This is a genomic window from Serratia sp. DD3 (assembly GCF_000496755.2).
Window position 1 is genome coordinate 25,063 of record NZ_AYKS02000026.1, and the last position, 17,641, is coordinate 42,703.

At 49.4% G+C, this 17,641-nt stretch carries 11 protein-coding genes; 7 read left to right on the forward strand and 4 right to left on the reverse strand.

Going from position 1 to position 17,641, the window contains the following annotated elements; translation table 11 throughout:
• Positions 1 to 62 precede the first annotated feature (62 nt).
• The 4 genes from speG to ppx all read left to right on the forward strand — a co-directional run bounded on the left by speG (position 63) and on the right by ppx (position 5,392).
• Positions 63 to 599, forward strand: a complete 537-nt coding sequence (gene speG, locus IO95_RS03755) for a spermidine N1-acetyltransferase (RefSeq protein ID WP_023489277.1) — start codon at positions 63 to 65, stop codon at positions 597 to 599.
• Positions 600 to 1,030: 431 nt separating this feature from the next.
• On the forward strand, positions 1,031 to 1,594 hold the full coding sequence (locus tag IO95_RS23415; protein ID WP_023489276.1) for a polymer-forming cytoskeletal protein: 564 nt from the start codon (positions 1,031 to 1,033) through the stop codon (positions 1,592 to 1,594).
• 172 nt (positions 1,595 to 1,766) lie between these two features.
• Positions 1,767 to 3,848 carry a polyphosphate kinase 1 gene (gene ppk1 / locus IO95_RS03765; RefSeq protein ID WP_023489275.1) on the forward strand — a complete coding sequence of 694 codons (2,082 nt, stop codon included), beginning with the start codon at positions 1,767 to 1,769 and terminating at the stop codon, positions 3,846 to 3,848.
• The gene (ppx, locus tag IO95_RS03770) at positions 3,839 to 5,392 is read left to right on the forward strand and encodes an exopolyphosphatase (protein ID WP_023489274.1); all 1,554 of its coding nucleotides are present in this window, start codon (positions 3,839 to 3,841) and stop codon (positions 5,390 to 5,392) included. The genes ppk1 and ppx overlap by 10 nt, the downstream gene beginning before the upstream one ends.
• 101 nt (positions 5,393 to 5,493) lie before the next feature.
• Here the strand turns inward: ppx and IO95_RS03775 are convergent, their stop codons facing one another.
• Entirely contained in the window at positions 5,494 to 7,731 is a 2,238-nt protein-coding gene (locus IO95_RS03775) for an EAL domain-containing protein (RefSeq protein ID WP_023489273.1), read from the reverse strand.
• A 302-nt stretch (positions 7,732 to 8,033) separates the two neighbouring features.
• Here IO95_RS03775 and mgtE point away from each other — a divergent pair, with 302 nt between their 5' ends.
• Both mgtE and IO95_RS03785 read left to right on the forward strand, forming a co-directional pair.
• Complete coding sequence (mgtE, locus tag IO95_RS03780; protein WP_023489272.1) at positions 8,034 to 9,467, forward strand: magnesium transporter; 1,434 nt, start codon at positions 8,034 to 8,036, stop codon at positions 9,465 to 9,467.
• A 338-nt stretch (positions 9,468 to 9,805) separates the two neighbouring features.
• Positions 9,806 to 12,367, forward strand: coding sequence for a diguanylate cyclase domain-containing protein (locus IO95_RS03785; RefSeq protein WP_023489271.1), 2,562 nt, complete (start codon positions 9,806 to 9,808; stop codon positions 12,365 to 12,367).
• 2 nt (positions 12,368 to 12,369) lie between these two features.
• Here the strand turns inward: IO95_RS03785 and alkA are convergent, their stop codons facing one another.
• On the reverse strand, positions 12,370 to 13,821 hold the full coding sequence (gene alkA, locus IO95_RS03790; RefSeq protein ID WP_023489270.1) for a DNA-3-methyladenine glycosylase 2: 1,452 nt from the start codon (positions 13,819 to 13,821) through the stop codon (positions 12,370 to 12,372).
• Positions 13,822 to 14,036: 215 nt separating this feature from the next.
• On the opposite strand from alkA, the gene yegD reads away from it, so the two are divergent.
• Positions 14,037 to 15,389, forward strand: coding sequence for a molecular chaperone (yegD, locus tag IO95_RS03795; RefSeq protein ID WP_023489269.1), 1,353 nt, complete (start codon positions 14,037 to 14,039; stop codon positions 15,387 to 15,389).
• Positions 15,390 to 15,713: 324 nt separating this feature from the next.
• Here yegD and IO95_RS03800 read toward each other — a convergent pair whose 3' ends face one another.
• Both IO95_RS03800 and IO95_RS03805 read right to left on the reverse strand, forming a co-directional pair.
• On the reverse strand, positions 15,714 to 16,985 hold the full coding sequence (locus IO95_RS03800; RefSeq protein ID WP_023489268.1) for a hypothetical protein: 1,272 nt from the start codon (positions 16,983 to 16,985) through the stop codon (positions 15,714 to 15,716).
• A partial coding sequence (locus IO95_RS03805) for a VasL domain-containing protein (protein WP_037383921.1) occupies positions 16,982 to 17,641 on the reverse strand: 660 nt, incomplete at its 5' end. The genes IO95_RS03800 and IO95_RS03805, both read right to left, overlap by 4 nt.

Here is a 17,641-nt window from a genome sequence, read left to right on the forward strand (position 1 = left end):
TTTAATCAGGCTCAGGGGTTATACCTTATACTCTCCACAGATGAAAACTGTGAGGAGAAAATATGCCGAGCACCACCAACGTTAAACTGCGTCCATTAGAGCGAGACGATCTGGTTTTTGTTCATCAGATGGATAACAACGCCAGTGTGATGCGTTACTGGTTCGAAGAACCCTATGAAGCCTTTGTCGAGCTTGCCGATCTCTACGATAAACATATTCACGACCAAAGTGAGCGGCGTTTTATCATCGAGCATCAAGGAGCCAAGGTTGGCGTGGTAGAGCTGGTGGAGATCGACCATATCCATCGTCGGGCCGAATTTCAGATAATTATCGACCCCACCCATCAAGGTCAAGGCTATGCCAGCACCGCCGCCAAGTTAGCCATGGATTACGGTTTCTCGGTACTTAACCTCTATAAATTGTATCTGATCGTCGACAAAGAGAATCCTAAAGCGATCCATATCTACCGTAAACTGGGTTTTGAAGTTGAGGGGGAGCTGATTGACGAGTTCTTTGTTAATGGTGAATACCGTACGGTGTTGCGTATGTGCATATTCCAGCCCCAATATCTGGCGATGTTCAAAAAGCCACAAGCATAATGGCAATAAATTGGGGGGGACTCACCTCCCCGGTAACAGATGAATAAATCAGCTAAACAAAGGGTTCTGCCAGCATCCATAAAAAATGAATATGGCAAGTCTCTACCAGATAACTTGAACCACAATTGAAGTATTGAGTATTATCCCCCACACCAAAGCGGATAACGCTCACAGGAACAGTGATCTTACTGTGGGCAGGTTGTGCCGGACACACCACGCTCCGTTGCAAAATGAACGTTAACTGACCTAAAAATATGCGTAATTACAACTTGTTATGGTGTATCTGGGCATTATGGGTTCTATTTATCATACTCTGGCTAACAGGGTTCAGCCTTGCAGGTGTCTACTTTAAACGTGGGCTACTGACCGTTTTGATATTGGCGTCATTAGCGACACTGGTTTTTATCTGCAAAATAACAAAGGTGAATAAAATGCTGTCATTCAACAAACAAAAAAAAACCAACAACACCCCAACCCCCGATGAGCTGCCCGAACAGCCTTCACCGCCCACTGAATCAGCCATGATGGCCGACGCCATCGATGCCATCAAGCCTGTCCGGGCTAAAAAAGATACCTTTATCTCCACAGGTACCCAGTTTACCGGCATGTTCGAAGCGGAAGGGAGTATCATCGTTGAAGGGAGAATCGAGGGTAATATTACCTGTACACAAAGCGTTCGTATTGAACACAGTGGTCAAGTGAAAGGTGAGGTCCGTGCCCAGCAGATCATGATCAATGGGTCAGTCGAAGGGCGTTGCTATGCGGACTCACTGTCAATTCTGACCAAAGGGAGTATGCAGGGTGATATTTATGCCGATGAAATTTCCATTGAGAAAGGTGGCTTGTTTATTGGTCAATCTCATCTGATGCAAAAAACGCCTCCGCAGATACAACCAGGGAAAGAAAAGGCCGCTCCGCTGAAAATAGGCAGCAACTCGGCCAAGTCAGAAAAGGATGAACAGGCCAACATATTCGACCAGGTCAGTAAAACCTAAGCCCCCTTGGTCAGTAATCTCTCCTTCATGCTTCGGGAAATATTGCTGACATAGCATAACGGCGGGGGCAACCCCGCAGATAAGTTGGGCATTCCTGTCAATCTCTCGCAATAATAATGTAGGACACTCAGCAGTATCGCAGATCCATTTATCACATTGAATTGGAGTAGTAATGAGTCAGGAAAAGCTCTACATCGATAAAGAATTAAGCTGGTTATCCTTTAATGGACGTGTACTACAGGAAGCAGCAGATAAGAGCAATCCCTTGATTGAGCGTATGCGCTTTCTGGGCATTTACTCCAACAATCTTGATGAATTCTATAAAGTCCGTTTTGCCGATCTGAAACGGCGCCTGTTAATCAGTGAAGAGCAAGGTTCAGCAGGCACGTCCCGTAATTTACTGAAAAAAATTCAGGCCAAGGTGTTAAAAACAGACCAAGAATTTGACTCCTTGTACAACGAATTATTGTTGGAAATGGCACGTAACCAAATCTTCTTGATTAACGAACGCCAAGTATCAGAAAACCAGCAAATCTGGCTACGCCAGTATTTTAAGCACAACCTACGCCAACATATCACACCGATACTGCTCAACCGCGATACCAATCTGGTGGAATTCCTAAAAGACGATTACACCTACTTGGCGGTGGAGATTATTCGTGGCACACATATCGAGTATGCGTTACTGGAAATCCCTGCTGATAAGGTTCCCCGCTTCGTTAATCTGCCACCTGAAGCACCAAGACGTCGCAAGCCGATGATCCTGTTGGATAATATTCTACGCTACTGCCTGGATGATATCTTCAAGGGGTTCTTTGATTATGACGTACTCAATGCCTATTCAATGAAGATGACCCGTGATGCAGAATACGACTTGGTGACCGAAATGGAATCCAGCCTGTTGGAATTAATGTCATCCAGCCTCAAACAGCGCCTGACTGCAGAACCGGTACGCTTTGTTTATCAGCGTGATATGCCAAGTGAAATGGTAGAAATGTTACGTGGCAAGCTGGGGATTTCGAATTATGATTCGATTATTGCCAGTGGCCGCTATCACAATTTCAAAGATTTCATCAGCTTTCCAAATGTCGGTAAGGCCAATCTGGTCAACCCGCCGCTGCCACGCCTGCGCCATATCTGGTTTGATAAATTCCGCAACGGCTTTGATGCCATCCGCGAAAAAGACGTGCTGCTGTACTACCCCTACCATACCTTTGAACATGTGTTAGAACTGTTGCGTCAAGCATCGTTCGACCCGAGCGTCTTAGCGATCAAAATCAATATCTACCGGGTAGCCAAAAATTCGCGCATTATCGAATCAATGATCCACGCCGCACATAACGGCAAGAAAGTGACGGTGGTGGTGGAGTTGCAAGCGCGTTTTGATGAAGAAGCCAATATTCACTGGGCCAAGCGGCTAACAGAAGCGGGAGTGCATGTCATTTTCTCTGCACCTGGCTTGAAGATCCACGCCAAACTATTCTTGATTTCACGCCGTGAAGGCGATGACATTGTGCGCTATGCTCATATTGGTACTGGCAACTTTAATGAGAAAACAGCGCGTATTTACACCGACTACTCATTACTGACGGCTGATGCTCGCATCACCAATGAAGTACGCAGAGTATTCAATTTCATTGAACATCCTTACCGGCCAGTGACCTTCGATAACTTGATGGTTTCACCACAGAACTCGCGCCGGATGTTATATGACCTGATCGACCATGAAATTGCCAATGCATTGGCCGGGGAAGACGCTGGCATTATGCTAAAAATAAATAATCTGGTGGATAAAGGGCTGGTTGATCGTTTATATACGGCTTCCGCCGCTGGCGTGAAGATCCGCCTGCTGGTTCGCGGTATGTGCTCGTTGATCCCCAACCTGGCGAAAATCAGTGAAAATATTCAGGTAATCAGTATAGTAGACCGTTTTCTTGAACATGATAGGGTCTATGTTTTTGAAAATAAAGGTGATAAACGGGTTTATCTCTCATCTGCCGACTGGATGACACGCAACATCGATTACCGTATTGAAGTCGCGGTATCGGTACTGGATCCCACACTGAAACAACGTGTTCTGGATATTCTGGAGCTCCTGTTCAGCGATACCGTTAAAGCCCGTTATCTTGATAAAGAATTGAGCAACCAGTACGTCCCTCGTGGTAATCGCCGTAAAGTACGTGCCCAGATGGCGATTTATGAGTACTTAAAAGCTCTGGAACAACCGGAAAATCAGGTCAGCCTATGCCAATAACCACCAGCTCTACGACCAATAAACCGCAAGAGATCGCGGCTATCGATCTAGGATCGAACAGCTTTCATATGGTCATTGCCCGCGTCGTCAATGGTGCCTTACAGATATTAGGCCGTTTAAAACAACGAGTGCACCTCGCTGATGGCTTGGACAGCAATAATGTGCTCAGCGAGGAAGCCATAGAAAGAGGGCTGGCCTGTCTGGCACTGTTTGCTGAACGGTTGCAGGGTTTCCCCGCTGACAACGTGACAATTGTCGGCACTCATACTTTGCGCGAGGCGGTCAACGCCGAAGTTTTCTTGAAACGTGCTGCTAAAGTGATCCCTTATCCCATCGAAATTATCTCGGGCCAGGAAGAAGCGCGTCTTATCTTTATGGGGGTAGAACATACCCAACCAGAAAAAGGCCGTAAGCTGGTGATTGATATTGGCGGTGGCTCCACTGAGCTGGTGATTGGTGAAGGCTTCGAACCCTTGTTGGCAGAGAGTCGCCGTATGGGGTGTGTGAGCTTTGCTCACCAATTTTTCCCCGCCGGTGAGATAAGCAAAACCAACTTCAAGCGGGCCCGACTGGCCGCCGCACAGAAGCTGGAAACGCTGGCCTGGCAATACCGTATTCAAGGCTGGCAATATGCCTTGGGGGCCTCAGGCACCATTAAGGCGGCTTATGAGGTGTTGGTTGCCATCGGCGAAAAAGAGGGCCTGATTACCCCTGAAAGGCTCGAAATGCTGGTGGAACAAGTCTTGCAGTTTAAAGACTTCAGCACCCTGAACTTACCAGGGCTGTCGGAAGACCGTCAATTTGTGTTTGTTCCCGGCTTAGCCATCCTTTGTGGCGTCTTTGATGCGCTGGCGGTGCGCGAACTCCGTCTTTCCGACGGTGCACTGCGCGAGGGCGTGCTCTATGAAATGGAAGGTCGTTTCCGCCATCAAGATATTCGCAGCCGTACTGCAGCCAGCCTGGCTGAACACTACAATATCGACCGAGAACAAGCCAAGCGAGTGCTAGAAACCACAGAACTGCTGTACGCCCAATGGATGGCTCAAAATACCAAGCTAGTACAACCGCAGCTCGAAGCGTTGTTAAGATGGGCCGCCATGCTGCATGAGGTCGGATTGAGTATCAACCACAGTGGCATGCACCGCCATTCTGCCTATATTCTGCAAAACACCAATCTGCCCGGCTTCAATCAAGAGCAGCAACTGCTGCTGGCAGCATTGGTACGTTTTCAACGTAAGGCAATCAAGCTTGACGAATTACCCCGGCTAAATCTGTTCAAGAAAAAATATTACCTGCCATTAATACAGCTATTACGTCTGAGCACCCTGCTCAACAACCAGCGTCAATCCACCACCACGCCAGAAACACTCCGCCTGACAACCGATGATAACCACTGGACGCTACGTTTTCCCGCTGGCTATCTCACTCAGAATAACCTGGTCCAGTTGGACTTTGAGCGGGAACAGACCTACTGGAATGATGTGGTTGGCTGGAGGTTGATTATTGAAGAAGAGGGTGAGGCAGACAAAATTCAGTCAGACTAATATCGTCGTCGAGGATCATTGGTTGGTGGTTATTGGTAACCCCTCCGCCTCTATAACTCCGCCTCTATAACAAAGAGAGGCGGAGAATCAAACACGCTGGTTTACTCCTGGTTTGCCTTTGGCGGCTTTACCAGCAAGGATTTCAACGGCTGAGGCCGGCCAATAAAGAACCCTTGCATGTAATCTACCCCCAAACCTCGCAGGGCATCCCGCTGTTCTGCCGACTCCACATACTCCGCCACAATGGATAACCTGCGCATCAGTGCCACTTTACAAATAGAGGAGACAATCTGGTAATCCACCCTGTTGGTCAACATATTCTGCACAAAACTCCCATCGATCTTCACCGTATCCACATCCAGTGCTTTAAGACGGTTGTAAGTGGCATAGCCAGTACCAAAATCGTCCAGAGCAATGCGACAACCTAATTTGCGCAATTCTCTTAACGAATTTTGTGCATATTTAATATCCCCCATCAAATGGGACTCGGTGATCTCCAGAATAAGCTGATAAGGCTCAATGTTATATTGCCGCAACGCGTGCCGTACATCCTGCCCCAAACCGGGTCGGCACAGCGAAAAGGGTGACAAATTTACCGACAACCGTACACTGGGTAGCGTATCGCGGTTGCTATCCATAAATTTCAGCGTTTGGTTTAACACCCACATATCCAATTTATAGGCCAGGCCGAACTCATGGACCACCGGTAGAAATTGATCAGGTAGCAGGCAGTTGCCCTGATCATCGAGCATACGCAATAGAATTTCATGGTAAACATCACCACGGATACCGACGATGGGTTGAGCCATCAAAATAAAACTGTCGTTATCCAATGAGCTTTGCACCGAATGTAACAAAGAGACTTTACGCTTGATCTCATTTTGTACGATATGCTGAGTACCTTGCATATTTTCCGGCTGACCCGTGGTCAAAGATAACTCCGCCAATGAGCTCATTTCCCCCAGCAGCATATGCAAATGCTCAACCTCTGAATAGACGGTGCAATAGCTCATGCCTAATGGCGGATGAATTAACAGACCGTTCCACACCAAACGGAACTTATCCAGTACCTCTTGGATATTAACCAACCGGGCTTCTGCATCGAAACTATTTAGACGAATCAACAGTTCATAACCCGGCATATGGTAAACTTCTTCCCCCTCTTCCAACACCTTGGTGCGCAATTCCGTCGCCAACGCCTGTTTAAAGTGAATACGCAGTTGCATACCATAGTTACGGCTGAGCAGATCCAGCTCGGAGATACGCAAAAAACAGAGTGTTGAACGTGACGCTTTAGCCAGATCGAGTTTTAACGCACGCAGGTTGGGCAAACCAATGACTGGATCCTTCAATGAAGCATTCTGCGCCTTGGCATGATCAATCCGTTGCCGGGTGTGCACCGCAGAGGTCAATAAAATACTGAGGGTGAAGGCCAGCATCATTGCAGAGATCATGGTCAGGTTATGCAACAAATTATTCCACTGCACATAGCCCTGATAGTTGAAAAACAGTACCAGCAGGCTTGCCGCCCAGACAATACCGTTAAACTGGTAACCATAGCGCATGGCACTATACAGCATCACCGGTAATAACAGCGTTAGCGTATAATCAGGAACCTGCAAAAAGCCAATTTCGGCGGTGTGATAAGACAGGACTAGCAAGAGAATAGCCAGTACCGCAAACCACAACTGTAACTCGCTATTTTTTACTGAGGGTGCCATCTCCCGGCGAATTCGCCCCAACAGAACGCCAGCAAATCTAGGGGTTTTAAGCACCCGTAGCACGCAATAGAACAGTTGCATGGAAGAGAGGCAACCAAGCACCATCGCCTGGAGGTTAATGAGTGCATACAGATTATTGTCTTTATTAGACAGCATACCCAATTCGTCAGGCAGCAGACCCAAATTGATAATTATCTGTAATGTGAAAATCATGGCTATCGGTGGCAACACCACCAGCCAGATTAGCCGATGTTTACCCAGCTTCAGCTCAGTAAACCCCAAACACCATTGGCGCTGGGTCTGACAACGATATCCCCACCAGCACGCGCTCAAGCAGCCAACGTAGACCAACATCATGATCAGGTCAATTTGCCAGCTTCCACGGTTGGAATAACGTATAAGTATCGCCAGCGCGATGCCTGGCAGCGCACGCCAGTTATACACCATCAGCAAAGAAAGGCAGGCGGCTAGTGGCAAATAAACCAGGTAAATTTTACCACCGGGCAACATCAAGCGCGGTGAAAGCCAGCCAGCAATAGGTAACAATAGCAGGCTCAACACGAACGGTTGCCCCCACCAATGGTCACGTAATTTATCCCAAAACTTTAAAATAACCATCAAGATACTGTATCCGCCAAGACATGATTCACTTTGGTACTTAAGGGTATTTAAACCGTAGATAAGGCAGGGTCCTATCCAGCCGCCAGTCCATTCGAAGAGTTGACTAATACATTCGGCTCACATCAAGAACGGCTGTAAATTCTACTCATAGGCATAGCTTAACATTGAGTCATAATCAATTATATAGAGCAAAAACCAATAAAAAACCCTAGAATATTCCTTATCTATAGTCCCAATACTCTCGTAGCTATTCAAGCTGCGGGTATATTGACTGCACTTTGAATAGACTAGGGCATAGCATGTCCAATACTACACATAACGTTAAGAAAGTCGCCGAACATCGTCAACGCATTCTCGGGCTGCTATTAAACAACAAACCCTTGGTCGATGATATACTTGGCCGCCCCACAGTAGGAAAACAGTTTCGCAAAAGGAGCCTGCTGAGCGATACTGCCGAAATCACTCATCTGCTGGATGAGATGCACGCTGCCGACCTGGCAGACCTACTGGAAGCCTTGCCACAGGATGAGCGTCTTGCACTATGGCGTCTGGTGGACAATACCAAACGTGGTCAAACACTGGTGGAAGTCGCAGAACCGGTCTGGGATAGCCTGATCGAAACCATGAGCGATAAAGACCTGCTCAAAGCGATCAAAACATTGGATGTCGATGAGCAAGCCTATCTGGCGCAGTATCTACCGCGAAATCTGATGGGGCGCCTGCTGACATCACTGCAACCCGATAAACGTGCCCAAGTCCGTGAAGTGATTCAATACGGTAAGGATACGGTGGGTTGGATGATGGACTTTGAATTGATTGCTGTACGTCCAGAAGTCTCTCTCGGCACCGTGCACCGTTTCTTGCGCCAACGTAAAACCATCCCCCAAGCTACCGATAAACTGTTTGTGACCGACCGTAAAAATACCCTGCTCGGTGAACTGCCTTTAACCGCTATCTTACTTAATGATCCGCAAACGCCAGTATCACAAGTGATGGATAATGACCCGACGACCTTTCAACCTGAAGACAAAGCGGAAGCGGCAGCCAGTGCCTTCGAGCGCTATGACCTGATCAGCGCCCCCGTCGTCGATGGCAAAGGCAAACTTATGGGCCGTCTCAGTATTGAGGAAGTGGTGGATGCCGTTACCGAAGAGAGTGATAGCACACTGCGCCGCATGGGGGGATTAAGTCCGGAAGAAGATGTGTTTGCGCCGGTCTATAAAGCAGTAAAAAACCGTTGGACCTGGTTAGCTATCAACCTGTGCACCGCGTTTATCGCTTCACGGGTTATTGGGCTGTTTGAAAACACCATTTCACAGTTAGTGGCGTTAGCGGCCTTAATGCCTATTGTTGCCGGGATCGGTGGAAATACCGGTAACCAAACCATTACCATGATTGTACGCGCATTGGCATTACACCAGATCGAAGCCGGTAATATCCCCCGGCTGTTACTCCGGGAACTTGGGGTGGCCATGATTAACGGCATCGTTTGGGGGGGCATTATGGGGCTGGTCACCTATTTGCTGTATGACGACCCAGCAATGGGGAGCGTGATGGCACTGGCGATGCTTCTCAACCTATTGGTCGCCGCCTTGATGGGCGTTGTCATACCGATGACCATGCTTAAACTGGGCCGTGATCCTGCGGTGGGTTCCAGCGTACTGATTACCGCGCTGACCGATACCGGTGGTTTCTTTATTTTCCTCGGTTTGGCGACTATTTTCCTATTGTAAATAGAATAAATATGTTTATTTCAATACCAATTAGAAACAATATAATTACATAATCGTTTGTGACCTTATTATACTATAGGGGTTAGCTTTCAAGTTGCTTGCTAACGAGAAAATTGAGGAAAATCAGTCAGAAATTGATTTGCATGCCGTAACCTAAAAATATTAAGAAAAATAACCTGAAGAAAAATCGCCGGAATGCGACTTCTTATCCTGTTGTACAGTTGTTCGCAACCCCTCCGAAAGGGGAAAAGCCATGGAAAGGCGCAATAATAACCTGCCCCAATAGCCAGAAGAGCCATGGGGATAGTGCAGTAGCCGACAGAACAGTAAGGTTCTCCATGGATATCAGTACCGTTACCCCGCCAAGCAAAAAACAAGGTTCTGTCTTCACTCACGCCTTGCTAACAGCAATTATTGTTTTCCTGTTGGCCTATATTTGCCTGACGCTTTCCTTTGAAGCCAAGGCATTTACCCCACTCTGGTTCCCCACGGCAGCCATCATTATGCAGCTCTACCGCCGCCCAAGGCATAGCTGGGGGTTATCATTACTCTTCAGTGGCACCGCTATCTGTGCTGCCAATTTCCTGTTGTTCGGTCTAGGCTGGTTACCCGTCAAATTGATGTTGATTAACCTGCTGGGGGCTTCCCTCAGCACCATGCTGTTACAGCAGATACTGCCAGCAAACGATCCCCTTAACAGTCTGGTCAATTGGCTGAAGTTTGTCGGTTGTGCCGTCATTTTTACCCCTTTGATCACCGCCCTGCTGGCAGCAACCGTGGTAGCCAAACCCGAAGTCTCATTTTGGCGCCCCGTCGGTACCTGGTTTATTTCGGAGGCCATCGGGGTATTGGCTCTGGCACCGATCGGGCTGGTCTATCGCCGCTCAATGTTAAAGATAGATAATCTGTTCAAGTTGTTATTGGTATTGGTGGGCACCTTGGTGCTGACCTATCTGGCCCTGCTCAATCTGCCCTTTCCCTTTACTTTTATTATTCCTCCACTGCTGTTGGCCGCACTCAGCCTCCCCCGGCTGGAAACCTTTATCACCGGCTTTGCGGCCACCTTAATGATTACCATTATGACCTCCCTCGGGGTACTAGATCTTCAGGGTCGGCTGCCCTTTTTGAGTGATTTAGAGGTCTATATGCCACTGTTGCTGATTTTGATCCCAGCGCATGCCATGGCGATGGTCATGCATACCCTGCGGGTAGAAAAGCGGCATATTGTAGAAAGTGAGACCCGTTTCCGTAATGCATTGGAGTATTCAGCCATCGGTATGGCGTTAGTGTCACCGGAAGGAAAATGGCTACAGGTTAATCAGGCTTTATGCAAACTGCTGAACTCCCCTGCTGAGGCACTACACCACCTGACATACCAAGAACTCACCCACCCAAGCGACTTGGAGAGTGACCTGGCACAACGGCAAGATCTGCTGGCGAACCGTATCAGTAGCTACACCATGGAAAAACGCTACCTTCGTCAGGGAGGGGATAGCATCTGGACCTTACAAGCGGTATCACTGGTGCGTAATGCGAAAAACCACCCTCTCTATTTTATCTTCCAGGTGGAAGATATCAGCGAACTGAAACGTACCGAGGCAGAGAATCGCCGTTTGGTGGAGCGTATTACCTTGGCCAATCAGGCAGGTGGGATTGGTATTTGGGAATGGGTGCCCAGTGAGAAGAAACTCAATTGGGATAAACGGATGTTCGAACTGTATGGTTTGGCGGCAGACCAGACCCCAACACTCAAACTTTGGCAATCAATGCTGCTACAGGAAGACCGAGAACGTATTAAACAGCAAATGATGGCGATAACCGAGCATGCCCAAGCCTTTGTCATGGAATTTCGTATCAAAAAACCTTCAGGCGAGATCCGCCATATGCGCAGCCAAGGTAACGTGATTCTGGATAAACAGGGTAATCAACAGCGGATCATCGGCACGCATATCGATATGACGGAAGTAAAGTCACTGACCGAGGCTCTGCACCAAGAAAAAGAGCGTTTACACATTACCCTGGACGCCATCGGTGAAGGGGTTATTTCTACTGATAGCGAAATGTGTATCACCTTTATGAACCCAGTGGCTGAGCAGATGTGTGGCTGGCCGTTAGCCCAGGCACTGGGCATGCCCATCAACAACATCGTACACTTGACTGATGGTATCGATGGCCCCAAGGTGGAAAACCCGCTGCTATACACTCTGCAGGCAGGTAAAGCGCTACCCTCAGATAATTCACTGGTGCTCCATAACCGACATGGTCATTGTTTTGATGTACAAGAGTCAATATCACCGTTGAAAACCATTGATGGCGACGTGGTAGGTACAGTAATCGTACTGCAAGACGTGAGTGCCGCACGGGAATTGATGAATAAACTCAGCTACAACGCCTCACACGATGCCCTGACCAATTTGAAAAACCGCACCAGCTTCGAACAACAGCTGAAATATGCTATTGCCAATGCCAGAGATAACCACCAACGCCATGTCTTGGTCTTCCTCGATCTTGATAAATTCAAGGCGGTTAATGACAGTGCTGGGCATGCGGCAGGTGATGCTCTGTTGAAAGAGATTAGCCAGTTGATGCTACGCCAACTGCGTAATAACGACTGTCTGGCGCGACTGGGCGGTGACGAATTTGGCATGATCTTATTTGGTTGTACGCTAGAAAATGCCCAGACTCTGATGCAACAGATGATTACCCAGATAAAAGAGTATCCATTCTATTGGGAAGGCAAAATACACCATGTCGGTGCCTGCGCCGGCATCACCGCCATTGATGCCCAGAGTGGCACCAGTGAAGCGTTGCTCGCCGAGGCCGATGCTGCGTGCTACAAAGCCAAAAATGGCGGGCGTGGGCAGGTTTACCGCTATCAAACCGATGAAAGCAGCGACTAAACTCAATTAACGTATAACACGTCATTATGCCAGAGATGTAACGTGGCATAAGAGCGCCAAGGCCGCCAACGTTCGGCATAGCGTTCAATCTGGCGCGGTGTCATGCCGGGGAAACGCTGTTTAATCAGATAGTCCCCTGCCAGAAAAACATCCGGCCACGACCAGGCACGCATGGCGATATAACTGGCCGTCCAACTGCCAATTCCCGGTAATGCTGTCAACGCCTTGATGCCCTGCTCAATATCCAGCACATTATCCAGTTGCAGCCGCCCTTCGCTCACCGCACGCGCAACACCGATCAACGCCGCAGCGCGTTTCAATTGAACCCCTAATGGACGCAGTTCTTCCGGTTGCAACTGCGCTATCCGTATCGCATCGGGAAACAGATGGGTGATCTCGCCATAAGGTTGTGGCAAGGGTTCCCCCCACTGTTTTGCCATCCTGCTGGCAAAGGTGGCCGCCATTTTGACACTCACCAGTTGCCCCAATATCGCCCGCGTTGCCTGTTCAAAACTATTAACACAACCGGGTAAGCGCATCCCTGGCTTATCCATCGCCAGTTCCCCCAAGACATCAACAATAGAGTCTGGTGAGGCATCCAAATCAAACAGTTGCCGGATCCGCTGCAAAACCTCTGTGGTCACACGACTGAGTGAAGGGGCAATTTCCACTCGTACCCGGTGACGAGACGTTTCCGGGCTGACACTCACCCAACCAGAATAATCAGCTCCCCCTTGGCGGATAGTGATTGAACGCAGATAGTGTCTTCCGACCACACTCTCTACCCCACTGACGGCACGCGCCTGCAGAAAATCCAGCATACGTTGCCAATCATAGGGGGGACGATAACCCAGATGAAACACCAACCCCGCCTGGGTGGTCTGCCGATGCTGACCAGCATTACTGCGCAATTGCGAAGGAATCAACCGATAACGGCTTTTAAACAGCTCATTGAAACGCCGTAAGCTACCAAACCCAGCGGCAAACGCCACCTCACCCAGCGGTAAGTCGGTGTCCATCAGTAGTCGTTTAGCCTGTAATAAACGAAATGACTGCGCATAGTCAATCGGCGATACACCAAACTGTTCGGCAAAAATACGCCGCAGGTGGCGATCAGAAATACCCAATCGAGCCGCCAGTTGTTGGCAACTATGTTCCACCAAATAGCCTTGTTCAATCAATTGCACCGCTACCTGCGCATAACGATTGCCCAAATCGATCAGTGCCAATCCTGGTGCCAGCTCCGGGCGACATTTCAGGCAAGGACGGAACCCCGCCAACTCAGCAGCGGCAGCACTCGGGTAAAAGGTACAGTTTTCGATTTTTGGCGTGCGAGCACTGCACACTGGGCGGCAATAGATACCGGTGGAAGAGACGCCGACAAAAAAACGGCCATCAAATTTAGGATCTCGTGCACTTAATGCACGATACAGCGCGTGTTGTTGGTTTTTCATGGCATCACTTCAATCGACTTTTCTGGATTATGAAACTTAAACCCAGCATTGACGTGCGGGAACCGGACATCAACCTGATCAAGATAAACAGGTGGACGCGACCTTGGCTAAATATTTATTCATTGACGGTATGCATATTGCCCAGCGTAACACTCTCCTGTAAAGTCGCCCCCCTTCATTGGCATGGGGAAAGAAAATGGGCATGGGGAAAGAAAATGTTTATTGGTTTTGACTATGGCACCGCTAACTGTTCTGTTGCCATCATGCACAATAATCACCCGGAATTATTGTCGCTAGAAAACAACAGCCCTTATTTACCTTCTATGCTGTGTGCGCCAACACGCGAGGCGGTCAGTGAGTGGCTGTATCGTTATGCTCAGGTACCTACCGGCAGTGATGATAATCAGCAACTGTTGCAACGTGCCATCACCTTTAATCGCCACGAAGATATCCTGGTCAGCAGTGACTGCGTGTCGTTTGGTCAGCAGGCACTGGCACACTATTTTGCTGAGCCGGAAGAGACCTACTTTGTCCGCTCACCGAAATCCTTCCTGGGTGCCAATGGGTTGAAACCGCAGCAAATTGCCCTGTTTGAGGATCTGGTGTGCGCCATGATGTGGCACATTAAGCGCCAGGCAGAAAGCGTTTTGCAACAGAATATTGAGCAAACGGTGATCGGCCGCCCCATCAACTTCCAGGGAAGTGGCGGTGAAGAGGCTAATCGTCAGGCGGTAGGCATTTTACTACGTGCCGCCGAGCGAGTGGGCTTCAAGCAGATTGAATTCCAATTCGAACCGGTGGCTGCCGGGCTGGATTTTGAAGCCACACTGAGCGAAGAGAAAACCGTACTGGTGGTCGATATCGGTGGGGGAACAACGGACTGCTCAATGCTATTGATGGGCCCGCAATGGCGAAATCGCGTGGAGCGTCAGCAGAGTCTGCTCGGGCATAGCGGTTGCCGTGTAGGGGGTAATGACCTCGATATCATGCTGGCCTTTAAGCAGTTGATGCCACTGTTTGGCTTGGGTGGCAAAACCGAAAAAGGTATCGCCCTACCCGCGTTGCCTTACTGGAACGCCGTAGCAACTAACGATGTTCCGGCACAAATGGATTTTTACAGTACCACCACCGGTCGCCTGCTACGTGATTTAATCCGTGATGCCGCTGAGCCAGAGAAAGTGAAATACCTGTTAAAAATACACCAGCAACATTTAAGCTACCGGCTGGTAAGAAGTGCGGAGGAGAGCAAAATCGCCCTGTCTGAGCAGAAGAGCAACTGTACTCAGTTGGCGTTTGTGCACTCGGGACTGGAGAAAACCATCACTCAGGAGCAACTGGCCAGCGCGATTGAGCAACCTTTGGAACGCATTCTGGAGCAAGTGAGAGCGACACTGGCCACCAGTCAGTGTAACCCACAAGTGATTTATCTGACCGGGGGCAGTGCCCGTTCGCCATTACTGCGTAGCGCACTGCAACAGCAATTACCCGGTATTCCCATCATCAGTGGTAACGATTTTGGTTCGGTCACTGCAGGTTTAGCTCGCTGGGCACAAACCCTGTTTAGTTAATGGCTGGTTACGGTTAACTCATATTGACAGGTTTCCTGGTAAGGCGTTGGTCAGGTGGTGATGTACTGAGTGGGATGTTGGAGGAGTTCTGGTGCAGGCGCTGAGTCAGTTGTGCATGCCATTGAAGCCACGCCTTGCGTAGGGTTCCGATATTTACCCTCTCAGTAGCGCCAGTCCTTAGTGTGGAACTGGCGAAACGACAGTCTGCACTCCCGATCAACAAGGTGCCCCCTGCAGCGGCAGCAACGCCCTACAGACGTGTTTCCGGCCAACCTGTAGACGCCGCAGAATACCCGTCAGCCAGGTTCGCGGTTTCCAGCAGGCTCATGATTTTTGCTGCATGTTGCTCCTTGCGCGCTCTTTGAACCATTCCCGCAACATAAACTCATGACCACATTCCTCACAGATTATTTTCGGGTCATCCAATGGCGACACCGTGCGCCCCTCCGTCGTTAAATTCAACGAATGGCAATGCAAACATCTTACCCCCTGTTCCCCTGGTGTAAAACCCAGCAACCAGCGGGGCCGTGGGGTGAGCGGCCTTCCCTTCAGTTCTTCAAATAACGGTTGAAGCCGTTTTTCATAGATTCGAAATTGATTAACCGAAGATGATCGGCATATCGGCAGCGCTTTTGTCAGGTACCACTGCCCCCACAGTAACACCAACACACGATAGAGCCCCCAATAACGGTCTTTGGGCATTCTATAAAAAACTGTTCCTGTCGCAGCGACAAAGGTTGCACCACAGGCGGGGCAGGCATAGCTTTCCGAGCCGCTTGCCGGCTGGATAATACGGTGATTATGGCAATATGGGCATTCCTGTACGCGATTCAGATCCGGGTTCTGCTCATCCAGACGATCCACCAATTCACGCAGTACCGGTTCCCGGTGCCAGACTGTTACCAGGTGTTCATACTCAGCATTTGACGTATGATCAAACTCCTTTTCAAACCAGTCAGGCACCTCTGGTTGAGTACCATCACGCAGCATCCCCCTGGGCATATTCGGATGCATCACAAAGTGGTGCTGACAGACTTGGCAGGATAAATCCGGGTTAGCCGCAGGCATCAGGTCTTTATACCTCACCTGGTGAGAGTGGCAAGACGGGCAGGTCATCCCCTGCTGCTCGGGTGTGAACCCATGCAGATAGCGAGGAAAAGGGGTAACAGGTGCCGGTAACGCAGCCAATATCGGCTCAAGCCGGCTGGCATACTCTTTCCAGTAGATTTTGTTATGGCACCCTGAAAGCCAGACCACATCTTCGATATAGTCATTAACCCAGTGTGTCATCAGCACGGCATACAAAATATAATATTTCCGACGGTGCAAGCCTGCAAAGGGGGTTTCGGTAGCAGGGGAACTCTGTTTAAGACAGTCCAGACAACGGTATTCCCATTCGCGGGAATTAGGCACATAGTGATCACTGCCACAATGAGGACAGTATTTGTGGGGATGCAATGCGGGGTTATCTTTATCCAGGCGTACCACTGCTGCTCGCAGCACGGGCTCCGCTCCCCATAACTGTTTCAATGCATCGATATCTTGTTTTGCCAGATGTTCAAAGGCATCAAAGAACCAGACGGGGAGTGGTATCATGGCGCTTTTACCTGTTGTTTTATCAGCACATAACGGTTAAGCAATTGCGCCAGTCGCTGCTCTGCCTGAGACTGCGCATTGGCCGATAAGCTGTTATCTGTTGAGACCGCCGCCAGTTGGCGCAGTTGCTCTTCCATCGGCACTGTTTTGCCAAATTCCTGGGTAATGGCAAACACCATGGTTTTCAGTTCACTTCCCGTCAGGTATTTACCCTTGCGTTCATCCAGCGCATTCAGGCTGTCAGTCAATTGCTGGAGTTTCACCATCCCCTGATGCCAGTTGTCCAGTGCCGTCAACGGCAAGGCATTGGCTTCCAGCTGTTGTTGCCAGGCTGTATGCATCTGTTCTGCCTCCGGGTTACCCGGCCACAGGGTCTGAGACTGCGTAATCAGTTGCTGTCCATACTGCTGCGACCAACCCGGGGGCAGTGCCATCAACCAGTTAAGCTGCGCCCCCTGTTGCTGTACCAGACTCTCCGCCTGCCGCTGGGCCAGTGAACCGGGCTCACGCAATTCATTGAGTTGACCCGCCTGACGCGGGAGTTCCGGCAACGGCGTTATTGATGCCACCAGTTGTTGCTCCACCGCCGGGGGCGAATACTGGTGCTGCCAACCCCAGAGCAGCAGCCCCCCCACCAGTAAGGCACTACTGGCCCC